Origin of the sequence: Nocardioides sp. (genome assembly GCF_051876515.1) — a bacterium.
Classification (GTDB): Bacteria; Actinomycetota; Actinomycetes; order Propionibacteriales; family Nocardioidaceae; genus Nocardioides.
The window spans coordinates 17,560-29,089 of the sequence record NZ_JBJEHY010000165.1; the positions used below are offsets into that span (position 1 = coordinate 17,560).

Genomic DNA, 11,530 nt, shown 5'->3' on the forward strand with positions numbered 1-11,530 from the left:
CGAGAGCCCGCGGCCGGTGGCCGCGGGCTCTCGTGGTCGACGGGGGTCAGTACGCGTGGCGACCGCTCCAGAAGAGGGCGATCGCGATGTTGAGCACCGTCATCGCGGTCAGCGCCCAGTAGAGGCCGTTGGGGATCTTGGGCTTGCGCATGTTGACCATGACCAGCACCAGGATGACCAGCGAGATCGCGAACTTCACGCCGATCTTGGCGTGGTTGACGGGGCCGTCACCGGCCTCCAGGAGGCCGACGAGGAACAGGCCGGCCAGGAAGGCGGTGCCGGCGCCGTCGCGGACGATCCCGGTGATCTTCTTCTCCGGGTCGCGGACCTGGGCGAGCAGGCCGCCGAGGAGGGCCGCGAAGCCGAGGATGTGCAGGAACAGCAGGATGAGCCCGACGGTGTTCATGGGGCCACCCTAGCCGCCACTGACAACGTGTCGGGAAACCTCGCCGGGCCGGTCTTACGGCCCTGACGGCTGCCTCAGAGCAGGCGGCGGTCCGAGGCCCAGCGGGTCAGCTCGTGGCGCGAGGACAGCTGCAGCTTGCGCAGCACCGAGGACATGTGGGTCTCCACGGTCTTCACCGAGATGAAGAGCTCCTTGGCGACCTCCTTGTACGCGTACCCGCGGGCGATCAGACGCATCACCTCGCGCTCGCGCTCGGTCAGCCGGTCGAGGTCCTCGTCCACGGCCGCGACCTCGATGGAACCCGCGAAGGCGTCCAGCACGAACCCGGCCAACCGCGGCGAGAAGACGGCGTCGCCGTCGGAGACGCGGCGGATCGCGTCGACCAGCTCGGGCCCGGTGATCGTCTTGGTGACGTACCCCCTGGCTCCTCCGCGGATCGTGCCGATCACGTCCTCCGCGGCGTCGGAGACGCTCAGCGCGAGGTACCGGGTCCCGGGGTCCGGCTGGCGGCGCATCACCTCGACGCCACCGCCTCCCGGGAGGTGGACGTCGAGCAGGACCACCGCGGGGCGGGTCCGCGCGATCACCTCGACCGCGACGTCGACGTCGGGGGCCTCCCCCACGATGTCGATCACCCCGGCACCGGCCTCGGTCAGCTCGGCGCGTACCCCGGCACGGAACATCGCGTGGTCGTCGACCACCACGACCCGTACGGCTCCGGCCTGCGCGGGGGTCTCATCCACGGTTCTCCTCCTGGCTCAGCGGCATCTTCAGCCGCACCTCGGTGCCCTCGCCGGGCGCCGAACGGATCACGGCCGTTCCGCCGTGACGCTCCATCCTGTCGATGATGCTGCCACGGACACCGCGTCGGTCGCTCGCCACCGTGTCGAGGTCGAACCCGGCGCCCCGGTCCCGCACGAACACCTCGACGACCTCGGCGCCCACCTCCGCGTACACGTCCACCCGGCCCACGCCCGCGTGCTTGGCCGCGTTGACGACCGCCTCGCCGGCGGCCTCGCTGACCGGGCGCAGCCGCTCGTCGAGCGGGGCGTCCCCGACGACCACCACGTCGACGGTCACCGGGTGGTCGGTCTCCACCCGGGCCGCGAGGTCGCGCAGCGCGCCGGCCAGCGTGGTGTCGTCGGCCGGGTCCGTCTCGAAGAGCCAGGTCCGCAGGTCGCGCTCCTGGGCCCGGGCCAGCCGGGCCACGGTCGTGGGGTCGTGGGCGTTCTTCTGGATCAGTGCGAGGGTCTGCAGGACGGAGTCGTGCAGGTGGGCCGCGACGTCCGCGCGCTCCTGGCTGCGGACGCGCTCGGCGCGCTCGTCACCCAGGTCGCGGACCAGACGGACCACCCAGGGTCCGCCCACCAGGGCGAGCCCGGCGACGCCGAGCAGGCCAGCGACCATCACCGGCCAGGCCGCGGTCACCGGGCCGCTGCGGATCGCGAAGACGGCCAGCGCGACCGCCACCAGCCCCAGGCCAGCACCGACCCGGGCGTACGCGGCCCAGCCGCCGCTGCCGAAGACGGCGCTGAGGGGGTCGAGCTTGCCGGAGGTGTCGAGCCAGCGCTCACGCTGGGCCTCGTCGGCCTGGCGCCACAGCAGCGCCAGACCGGTGAGGCCGAGCACGACGGGCCAGAAGAGGATCCCCGACCCGAGGACCGACTGCACGGCGATGACCAGGCCCAGCATCAGCGCGCCGAGCGCAATCGCGGGGCCGGCGTCGGAGAGCACGGACCGGGCGCCGGGACGCCGTCCACCGCGGGTGGCGCTGGCCAGCCCCGGGGCCTCCTGGGCGTCCCGGGGAGCGGAGGGCACGAAGATCCACAGCCCTGCGTAGAGGGCGATCCCGAACCCGCTGAGCAGCGCGGTCGCGACGAACAGCGCCCGCACCCACAGCAGGGGGACGCGCAGGTGCTCCGACAGCCCGGCAGCGACCCCGCCGACCACGGCGTGGTTCAGGTCGCGGTACATCCGCCGCGGCTGCCAGGGCGCGTCGGCGCCCGGCGGGAGGCCCGGGTGGGGGCGCGGCGGGGGTGGGGGCAGTGCGGTGCTCATGGTGCTCCCATGGTGGCAGGCCACCGGGGCCCGCCACAGGGGGAACTCCCCTGAGACGACCCTGAGGCCGGGCGTGGGAGGGTCGGTACGAATCAGGGTCGTCCCCGATGGTGGGGCCCGCACCGGCGCGACAGAGTGGAGCCATGGACAACGCAGCACCCACCCCCGGCGCCCAGCCAGGCTCGCAGCCCGGCCCGCAGACCGGTCCGCAGCCCGGCGGTCAGGCCGGCCCCCAGCCCGACGGGGACCCCGTCGGCCAGCCCACCCAGGCACCGCCCGCCGGAGCGCACGACGGTCACTACCGTGCGGCGGTCCGCGACCTCGCCGAGCTGCGCCGCAGCCGCACCAACCGGCACGTGGCGGGCGTGGCCGGTGGCGTGGCCCGCCACTTCGACGTCGACCCGATCGTGATCCGCATCCTGCTGGTCGTGCTCACGTTCTTCGGCGGCGCCGGACTCATCGCGTACGTCGGCCTGTGGCTGATGGTGCCCGAGGAGGAGACCCCGGCCCGCCCGTTCGGTCTGGACGACCGCAGCCGCTCCGTGGCCGTGATGATCGTCGGCGGGCTCAGCGGCGTCATCGCCCTGGCCTCGGTGGCCGGGAACGGGCTGGAGAACCTCTGGTGGCTCGGCCCGGTGGCGGCGTTCGTGATGCTGGCCCTGGTCCTCACCGAGAGGTCGCGGCGCAACGCACACCAGTCGCCGTACGGCCAGCCGCCGTACGGCCAGCCTCCCTACGGCCAGGCACCGTACGGGACGCCCGCGGCGCCCGCTGCTCCCGCGCCGGGAGGAGCCCAGGGGTCGAGCGCCGCGCCGGGCCCGGTGTCCGGCGAGGCCACCAGCGCGACCCCCGTGCCGTCGGAGGACGTGGAGATGACCGCCCCGTTCGCCGCGTACGCGACCGCCGGGCAGCAGGCCCCCACCACCTGGAGCCCGGAGCAGCGCGCCGCCGCACCGACGGCGGTGTACCCGGACCCGACGCGCAGCTACCCGATGCCGCCCCCGCCGCGCCGGACCAACCCGCGCAAGCGTGGCCCGATCCTGTTCTGGTTCACCCTCGCGCTGATCGCGGTCGGCATCGGTGTGGTCAGCCTGATGGAGCTCACCGGCGTCGCCGTGGCCGACTCGGCCTACCCGGCCGTCGCCCTCGGCGTCACCGCGACGATGCTGCTGGTCGGCGCCTTCTGGGGCCGCGCCGGAGGCCTGGTCGCCCTGGGTCTGCTGCTCAGCGTGCTCACCGTGGGCGTGACCTCGGCCGAGCAGTTCGAGCGTGACGACCAGACCTTCACACCGACCACGGCCAGCCAGGTCGCCGACCGGTTCGAGATGCACGCCGGCACCTTCGTCCTCGACCTGCGCGAGGTGAGCGACCCCGCGCGTCTGTCGGGGCGCGAGATCACCATCGACGCCGGCGCCGGCGAGGTCCGGGTGATCCTCCCGGCCGGGATCGACGCCCGGGTGAGCGCCGAGGTGGGTGTCGGCGAGAGCACCCTGTTCGGGGAGAACGTCGGCGGGCTCGGCACCAGCCACACCCGCGGCAGCGACACCGGGGCCACGGCCCCCGACATCGAGATCAGCATCGACCTGGGCGTCGGCTCCGTGGTCGTCGAGCAGGAGAGCGGAGAGCTGTCATGAGCACCTACCCCGAGGCGAACCCCTTCGCCGACCCGGCCGAGTCCACCTCGGGCCGCCACCCGGTCAACGTGGGCCACCTGGTCATGGGCGTCGCGTTCGCCTGCATCGTGGCCGGCTGGGCGCTGTACGTCGGCGAGGTCGTCGACCAGGACGACCTGCGCTGGCTGGCCCCCGTGCCGTGGCTGGCCGCCGGCATCATCGGCGTCCTCGCCGTGGTGCTCGGCCCCTGGCGCCGCAACCGTGCCGCGGAGGCCGAGCGTCTCGAGGCACAGCGCCAGCACGCCGCGGCCGTCCGTACGGCCTCGCTGGAGGACGACCTCCTCGGCGGTTCCGAGGGGTAGTTCCCACCCGCCTCACCTGTCGCAGGAATCCCCGCCTTGGCGGGGATTCCGACTTGGTGTGGGTGTTGCAACCCCCACATGACGTCGAAGTCCCCGCCAAGGCGGGGACTTCGACACGTACGCAGCCGTACGGATCAAGCCCCGCCGAGCACCCCGACCGCCACCTCGGGGTGGTCGGTGATCACCGTGTCCACGCCCGCGGCGAGGAACGCGGAGACCTCGCCGGCCAGGTCGCCGTGCGCGCGGGGGTCGGTCCCGACCTGCAGGTTGGTCGGCAGGAAGCGGTTCTCCGCGCGCAGCGTCCACACGTGCACGGTGAGGCCGAGGCGGTGCGCGTCGTCGACCAGGGTCGACGGTCGCCCGATGCGGCCGGCGGTGTCGCGGGGCAGCACCCGGTTCCGGTGCGGTCCGACGCCGTCGGCGTACTCGTCGATGCGGGCCAGTCCCTCGGGCGTGCACAGCTCCGCCCAGCCGCGGGTGTCGTCCGCGACGAGGTCGGGCGGCCCGCCGCGACCGGCGCCGAGCAGCTGGACGACGGGCAGCGCGCTGCGGGAGGCGACCTCGCGCAGCACCGTGGTCTCGAAGCTCATCACGCTGACCCGCGACCACGCGTGGTCCAGCCCGTGCCGGGCCAGGTCGGCGAGCAGTGGCGTCACCACCTCGAGCCCGAGGGCGGCGAAGCGAGCGGCGTGCTTGAGCTCGACGAGTACGCCGACGGGCCGCCCGCGGCGTACCGACTCGGCCCCGACCATGGCCAGCACCTCGCTGAACGTGGGCACCCCCTCGGCGCCGTCGTGCGTGGTGTTGGCGGGCCGCAGCCGCGGGAACCGTTCCCGGGCGGCGAGCCGCTTCAGCTCGGCCAGGGTGAAGTCCTCGACGAACCAGCCGCTCATGGTGGCGCCGTCGACGACCTTGGTCGTACGCCTGGCCGCGAACTCCGGGTGCCGGGCGACGTCGGTGGTGGCGCTCAGCTCGGCGTCGTGCCGGGCGACCAGGACGCCGTCGGCGGTGATGACGAGGTCGAGCTCGATCTCGTCGGCGCCCACCCGGACCGCGGTCCGGTAGGCGTCCAGGGTGTGCTCGGGCCGGCTGCCGCTGGCGCCTCGGTGCGCGGCGACGCTGGGGGCGAGGACCAGGCTGGGCGTCTGCGACGCCAGTGGAGTCACGCTCATGGTGCGAGCGTGGTGGAGCCGTACGACGGGGTCGTGGCGGGGCGGTGAACGGCGGACGACGGCCTCGTGGACACCCCAGGTTTGCAACAAAGTGCATAGGTGCGCCGAAACCCTTGCGATCGTGACAGTTCCAGTGTCAGAGTGCGGTCATGAAGATCGCCACCATGCTCCAGTACGACGGCAACCCGCGCTCGGCGGCCGACCAGGTCACGGCGCTGGAGAAGGCCGGCCTCGACACCGTGTGGGTCGCCGAGGCGTACGGCTTCGACTCCCCCACCCTGATGGGCTACCTGGCCGCCAGGACCGAGACGGTCGAGATCGGCTCGGCCATCCTCAACATCTTCTCCCGCACGCCCGGCGCACTGCTCCAGACCGCCGCGGGCCTCGACAACGTCACCGGCGGCCGCGCGATCCTCGGCCTCGGCGCCTCCGGCCCGCAGGTCATCGAGGGCTTCCACGGCGTCCCGTACGCCCGCCCGCTCAAGCGCACCGCCGAGGTGATCGACCTGATCCGCCGGGGCCTCAAGCGCGAGCCGCTGACCGGTTCCGGCGAGTTCAACCTCCCCCTCGACAAGGAGCACGGCGCGGTCACCGGCCTCGGCAAGCCGCTGAAGCTGCTCACCAAGCCCGAGCGCGACACCATCCCGATCTGGGTCGCCGCCCTCGGCCCCAAGAACGTGGAGCAGGCCGCAGAGATCGCGGACGGCTGGATCCCCCACCTGTTCCACCCCGAGAAGGCCGACCGCGTGTGGGGTGACGCCCTGCGCGCCGGTGGCGCCCGTCGCTCCGCCGACCTGGGCACCCTGCAGATCACCGCGGGCGGCCTGGTCGCGATCGGCGAGGGCCCCGAGACCAAGGCGATGCTCGACTTCGTACGCCCGCTCTTCGCACTGTACGTCGGCGGCATGGGCGCGCGCGGGAAGAACTTCTACAACGACGTCGCCCGCGCGTACGGCTACGAGGAGGCCGCGGAGAAGATCCAGGACCTCTACCTCTCGGGCAAGAAGAAGGAGGCCGAGGCCGAGGTGCCACTGGAGTGGCTCGAGGCGGCCAACCTCGTCGGCCCCGAGTCGTACGTCAAGGAGCGCCTCGCCGCGTTCGCGGAGGCCGGCGTCACGCACCTCAACGCGTACCTCTTCGGCGACGACGCACCCCGGACCGTGGAGAAGCTGAAGGAGTGGACCGCCTGATGGCCGCGCCCGCACGTCCCAGCATCCTCGAGGCCGAGCACGAGGACTTCCGCGCCATGGTGCGCGCCTTCCTCGAGAAGGAGGTCGTCCCGCACCACGCCCAGTGGGAACGCGACGGCATCGTGCCGCGCGAGCTGTGGCTGCGCGCCGGCGAGCTTGGCCTGCTCTGCTTCGACGTCGACGAGCAGTACGGCGGCGCCGGCATCAAGGACTTCCGCTACAACATGGTGCTGGGCGAGGAGATGGGCCGCGCGGGCGCCTCGGGCCCCGGCTTCCCGGTGCACACCGACATCATCGTCCCGTACATCTCCTCCCTGGGCACGCAGGAGCAGAAGCAGCGCTGGCTGCCCGGACTGGTCAGCGGAGAGCTGATCTCGGCGATCGCGATGACCGAGCCCGGCGCCGGCTCCGACCTCCAGGGCATCCGGACGACGGCGACCGACCAGGGCGACCACTACCTGCTCAACGGCTCCAAGACCTTCATCTCCAACGGCATCAACGCCGACCTGGTGATCGTCGTGGCCCGCACCGACCCCGACGCCGGGCACCAGGGCATCAGCCTGCTCGTGGTCGAGCGCGGTATGGAGGGCTTCGAGCGGGGCCGCAACCTCGACAAGATGGGGATGCACGCCCAGGACACCGCCGAGCTCTCCTTCACCGACGTGCGGGTGCCCAAGGAGAACCTGCTCGGCGCCGAGGGCAGCGGGTTCATCTCGCTCATGGTCAACCTGCCCCAGGAGCGCATCTCGATCGCGTGCCTGGCGGTCGCGGCGATCGAGCACGTCCTGGACCTGACGCTGACCTACGTCAAGGAGCGGGAGGCGTTCGGACGGCCCATCGGGGCGTTCCAGAACACCCGCTTCGTCCTCGCCGAGATGGCCACCGAGGCCCACGTCGCTCGCGTCTTCATCAACGACTGCGTGACCCGGCTCAACGCCGGGGAGGCCGACCCGTCCCTGGCGGCGATGGCGAAGTGGTGGACCACGGAGCTGCAGAAGAAGGTCGTCGACGCCGGCCTGCAGATGCACGGCGGGTACGGCTACATGAGCGAGTACCCGATCTCGAAGGCGTACACCGACACCCGCATCCAGACGATCTACGGAGGCACCACCGAGATCCAGAAGGAGATCATCGGCCGCTCGCTGGGCCTGTGATCCGGCCCGTCTCCGCACGGTTCCTGCCGCCCGCCCCGCCGCCCACCGCGGCGGGGACGGGCGGCAGGTCCGTACCGGGGCAGAAATCTCTCCACAGTGCGAGATTCCCGGGCCGTTCCGGTGGCCACGGCGGCACAGTTGCCGCATCATGTGACTCACTTCACAGGGTTAACAGTCGTTCACCTGCGCTTCCCGAGTTCGCAGGAGCGGCGGCCCGGCCAACCGGAAGGACACCGAGCAGCATGAGTGACGTACTCGCCGACCGCGCCCGCATCGAGGAGAAGGTCGCCGGGCGCACCCTGGTCGACTGCCTGGCCGACGTGGCCTCCCGGCACCCCGACGACCCCGCGTTCTCCGACCGGCACCGTACGGCCGAGGGCGAGGGCTGGCGGACCCTGACCTGGGCCCAGACGCACTCGCTCGCCCTCGACGTCGCCGGCGCCCTGCTCGCCGAGGGACTGCCGTCGGGCGGCACCGTGGCCATCATGGCCTCCAACCGGGTCGAGCACATGGTCGCCGACATGGGCACCGTCAACGCCGGCGGCGTGCCGATGTCGATCTACAACACCCTCTCCTCCGAGCAGGTCTCGTTCATCGCCGGCCAGTCCGAGCCGTACGTCGCGATCCTGGAGAACGCCGACCACCTGGCGCGCTGGCAGGCCGCCCTCGACCAGGGCAGCGTCGCCCGGGTCGTGCTCCTCAACGCCGAGGACGTGCCCCCGGGTGACCGGTTCGTCCACTGGGACGACTTCGTCGCGGGCGGCGCGGCCTGGCGTGCCGCGCACGCCGACGAGCTCGCGGCCCGCCAGTCCTCGGTCGCGCTCGACGACCCGGCCACGTACCTCTACACCTCCGGCACCACCGGCAACCCCAAGGGCGTGGTGCTCACCCACCACAACGTCCTGTTCGAGGCCATGAGCACCCTCGAGGCCGCCGACCTGGGCAGCCCGCAGCGGCAGATCAGCTACCTGCCGCTCGCCCACATCGCCGAGCGCGTGCTGGGGCTGTACGGCCCGCAGATCAACGCCAGCCACACGTACTGCATCGGCGACCCGGCCGAGCTCCTCGCCACCCTCGGCGAGGTCCACCCGACGGCCTTCTTCGGTGTCCCGCGCGTGTGGGAGAAGATCAAGACCGGCATCTCCGCCAAGCTGGCCGCCGACCCGGACCCGGCCAACGTCAAGATGGTCCAGGACTCCATGGCGGCCGCGCTGGCCTGGGTCGAGGCGCAGGAGACCGGGAACGAGATGACCCCGGAGATCGAGGCCGCCTACAAGCAGGCCGACGACGCCATCCTCGGCTTCCTCAAGCTCCTCCTCGGCCTCGACCAGGCCACCTGGACCGCGTCGGCCGCCGCTCCGATGCCGCTCGAGGTCGCCAAGTTCATGGCAGGTCTGGGCCTCAAGGTCTACGACGTGTACGGCATGACGGAGACCTGCGGCGCCGTCACCGTCAACGGCTCGCGCGGCTTCCGGCTCGGGACCGTCGGCCGTGCCATCTCCGGCGTCGAGATGCAGCTGGGCGAGGACGGCGAGGTGATGGTCCGCGGCCCCGTGATGACGCCCGGCTACCACCGCAACGACCAGGCCACGCACGCCCTCATCGACGACGAGGGCTGGGTGCACACGGGTGACATCGGCGAGATCGACGAGGACGGGTTCCTCAAGATCGTCGACCGCAAGAAGGAGCTGATCATCACCTCGCAGGGCAAGAACATCGCGCCCTCCAACATCGAGAACTACCTCAAGGAGTCCCCGGTCGTCGGGCACGCGATGGCGATCGGTGACGGCAAGCCGTACGTGGTCGCCGTGCTCACCCTCGACGGCGAGGTGGCCCCGGTGGTCGCCGAGCGTCTCGGCATCTCGTACACCGACCTCGCCGACCTGTCCTCCAAGCCGGAGATCCTCGACATGGTCCAGGCCGGCGTCGACGCCGCCAACGAGCGCCTCTCCCGTCCCGAGCAGGTCAAGGCGTGGCGCCTGCTGCCGGACGAGTGGACGGCCGAGTCCGAGGAGCTCACCCCCACCCTGAAGCTCAAGCGGCGCGTGGTGAACCACAAGTACGCCGACGTCGTCGAGGGTCTGTACACCCCCGACGCCTGACCTCCCGCACGCCCCCGCGGGACGTGGACGGCCCGGACGAGAACCCCCCGCCTCGTCCGGGCCGTCGTACGTCCCAGGGCGGTCGCAGGGCAGGCTCAGATGAGCCCGAGCTTCTCGCAGCGCCGGGCCTCGTCGGCGCAGACGTCCTCGAGGCTCACCAGCCCGGGAGCCACCAGGACCGACGTCAGGTTGGCGGTGGTGAGGGTCTCCGGCTCGTGCAGCCAGCTCGGCACCCCCTCGAACTCCTCGGCGCCCGGGTAGTCCGTACGCACCATCGCGTGCACGACCACGTTGGCGGCGTCGGTGCTGATCGCGGAGACCGGTACGTGCACGACCTCCTCCACCGTGCCCGCCACCAGCGCCCTGGCCGCCTCCAGGTCGGAGCCGAACTCGACTCCCTCGACCGGCTCCGGCGTACCGACGAACCAGTCCGCGCCGGGAACCAGCGTCCCCACCGCGACGAACGACACCCCGTCGGCGGCGACGACGTACTCCTCGGCGGCCTCCACGTCGACGGCCTCGACGACCACCGCTCCGACCCCGGCGTCCATCGCCTCGTCGAACTGCTCCCGCTGACGGCCCGCGTCGCCCTCGGCGTCGTACACCGTGACGGTGCAGCCGTCGCACACCTCGTCGACCTGCGCACGGAACACGTCCTGGTCGATCGCCCGGCCCGCGGCGCTCCCGTCAGCCACCAGGACGGCGACCACGCTGGGGTCCGTGGCCACGCAGGCGGAGAGCAGGGGCACGGTCAGCAGGAGCGGGATCAGGTAGCGCATGGGAGGGCCATCGTTGCACGTACGGGGCGCGGGGCCGGTGTTCGTGGTGACGTTGGTGCGGGGTGTTGGCGATGGGGTGTGTGGTGCGGGGCGGGCGGGTGGTGCGGGGCGGGTGGTGCGGGGCGGCCGCCTCCTCCCGGTGACCCCAACGTGGGTCAATCACCCCAACATGGGGTCACTCGGAGAGGGTTGCGTCGGTCGCGAGAGCACAGCAGACCCCCGCTGAGCCCGACCGGTCGACGTCCCATTTGGGGACGGTCGGAGAGGTTTCGGGGGGCGGAGATGCCCTCCCATTGACCCCAAACGAGGACGGAGCCCTCCCAGTGACCCCAACGTGGGTCAATCACCCCAACTTGGGGTCACTCGGAGAGGGCACGGAGCGGCAGCTGCCCTCCGCTCGTACCTCGCTGCGGTCACTCCCACTCGAGACCTGACGGAGCGGCAGCTGCCCTCCGCTCGTGCCTCGCTGCGGTCACTCCCACTCGAGACCTGACGGAGCGGCAGCTGCCCTCCGCTCGTACCTCGCTGCGGTCACTCCCACTCGATGGTGCCCGGGGGCTTGGAGGTGATGTCGATCGTGACGCGGTTGACCTCGGCCACCTCGTTGGTGATGCGCGTGGAGATCTTCTCCATCACCTGCAATGCCAATACACTTGAAATGATTATTCATTTTTCCGAGGTCCTTGTTGCGAAG

10 protein-coding genes and 1 pseudogene are annotated in these 11,530 nt (G+C 71.9%); 5 read left to right on the forward strand and 6 right to left on the reverse strand.

Annotated features, from left to right (window positions below; all coding sequences use genetic code 11):
• Positions 1-46: 46 nt before the first annotated feature.
• From ACI379_RS12590 to ACI379_RS12600, 3 genes are all read right to left on the reverse strand, one after another.
• Positions 47-406 (reverse strand): hypothetical protein, encoded by a 360-nt coding sequence (locus ACI379_RS12590; RefSeq protein ID WP_439792437.1) that lies wholly within the window; start codon positions 404-406, stop codon positions 47-49.
• 74 nt (positions 407-480) lie between these two features.
• Entirely contained in the window at positions 481-1,149 is a 669-nt protein-coding gene (locus tag ACI379_RS12595; RefSeq protein ID WP_439792438.1) for a LuxR C-terminal-related transcriptional regulator, read from the reverse strand.
• Positions 1,142-2,464 (reverse strand): ATP-binding protein, encoded by a 1,323-nt coding sequence (locus tag ACI379_RS12600; RefSeq protein WP_439792439.1) that lies wholly within the window; start codon positions 2,462-2,464, stop codon positions 1,142-1,144. Before ACI379_RS12600 ends, ACI379_RS12595 begins: the two co-directional genes overlap by 8 nt.
• A gap of 143 nt (positions 2,465-2,607) precedes the next feature.
• Here ACI379_RS12600 and ACI379_RS12605 point away from each other — a divergent pair, with 143 nt between their 5' ends.
• On the forward strand, positions 2,608-4,098 hold the full coding sequence (locus tag ACI379_RS12605; RefSeq protein WP_439792440.1) for a PspC domain-containing protein: 1,491 nt from the start codon (positions 2,608-2,610) through the stop codon (positions 4,096-4,098).
• Entirely contained in the window at positions 4,095-4,439 is a 345-nt protein-coding gene (locus ACI379_RS12610; protein ID WP_439792441.1) for a hypothetical protein, read from the forward strand. The genes ACI379_RS12605 and ACI379_RS12610 overlap by 4 nt, the downstream gene beginning before the upstream one ends.
• 134 nt (positions 4,440-4,573) lie before the next feature.
• On the opposite strand, the gene ACI379_RS12615 is transcribed toward ACI379_RS12610, so the two are convergent.
• Positions 4,574-5,611, reverse strand: coding sequence for a glycerophosphodiester phosphodiesterase family protein (locus ACI379_RS12615; protein WP_439792442.1), 1,038 nt, complete (start codon positions 5,609-5,611; stop codon positions 4,574-4,576).
• Positions 5,612-5,760: 149 nt separating this feature from the next.
• Between ACI379_RS12615 and ACI379_RS12620 the strand changes: the two genes are divergently transcribed.
• From ACI379_RS12620 to ACI379_RS12630, 3 genes are all read left to right on the forward strand, one after another.
• Positions 5,761-6,801 (forward strand): LLM class F420-dependent oxidoreductase, encoded by a 1,041-nt coding sequence (locus ACI379_RS12620; RefSeq protein WP_439792443.1) that lies wholly within the window; start codon positions 5,761-5,763, stop codon positions 6,799-6,801.
• A complete protein-coding gene (locus ACI379_RS12625; RefSeq protein WP_439792445.1) occupies positions 6,801-7,955 on the forward strand; it encodes an acyl-CoA dehydrogenase family protein in 1,155 nt (384 codons plus the stop codon). Before ACI379_RS12620 ends, ACI379_RS12625 begins: the two co-directional genes overlap by 1 nt.
• Before the next feature lie 242 nt (positions 7,956-8,197).
• Positions 8,198-10,057 carry an AMP-dependent synthetase/ligase gene (locus ACI379_RS12630; protein ID WP_439792446.1) on the forward strand — a complete coding sequence of 620 codons (1,860 nt, stop codon included), beginning with the start codon at positions 8,198-8,200 and terminating at the stop codon, positions 10,055-10,057.
• Between the two features lie 95 nt (positions 10,058-10,152).
• Here ACI379_RS12630 and ACI379_RS12635 read toward each other — a convergent pair whose 3' ends face one another.
• Positions 10,153-10,836, reverse strand: a complete 684-nt coding sequence (locus ACI379_RS12635; RefSeq protein ID WP_439792447.1) for a hypothetical protein — start codon at positions 10,834-10,836, stop codon at positions 10,153-10,155.
• Positions 10,837-11,367: 531 nt separating this feature from the next.
• Positions 11,368-11,472: pseudogene (locus ACI379_RS12640) on the reverse strand (hypothetical protein); the annotation flags it as partial.
• Positions 11,473-11,530: the final 58 nt, after the last annotated feature.

Bases quoted from the DNA above. Each gene is read 5' to 3' on its own strand.
- ACI379_RS12590 (WP_439792437.1), bottom strand. From the start codon at position 406: ATGAACACCGTCGGGCTCATCCTGCTGTTCCTGCACATCCTCGGCTTC.
- ACI379_RS12600 (WP_439792439.1), bottom strand. From the start codon at position 2,464: ATGAGCACCGCACTGCCCCCACCCCCGCCGCGCCCCCACCCGGGCCTC.
- ACI379_RS12605 (WP_439792440.1), top strand. From the start codon at position 2,608: ATGGACAACGCAGCACCCACCCCCGGCGCCCAGCCAGGCTCGCAGCCC.
- ACI379_RS12610 (WP_439792441.1), top strand. From the start codon at position 4,095: ATGAGCACCTACCCCGAGGCGAACCCCTTCGCCGACCCGGCCGAGTCC.
- ACI379_RS12615 (WP_439792442.1), bottom strand. From the start codon at position 5,611: ATGAGCGTGACTCCACTGGCGTCGCAGACGCCCAGCCTGGTCCTCGCC.
- ACI379_RS12620 (WP_439792443.1), top strand. From the start codon at position 5,761: ATGAAGATCGCCACCATGCTCCAGTACGACGGCAACCCGCGCTCGGCG.
- ACI379_RS12625 (WP_439792445.1), top strand. From the start codon at position 6,801: ATGGCCGCGCCCGCACGTCCCAGCATCCTCGAGGCCGAGCACGAGGAC.
- ACI379_RS12630 (WP_439792446.1), top strand. From the start codon at position 8,198: ATGAGTGACGTACTCGCCGACCGCGCCCGCATCGAGGAGAAGGTCGCC.
- ACI379_RS12635 (WP_439792447.1), bottom strand. From the start codon at position 10,836: ATGCGCTACCTGATCCCGCTCCTGCTGACCGTGCCCCTGCTCTCCGCC.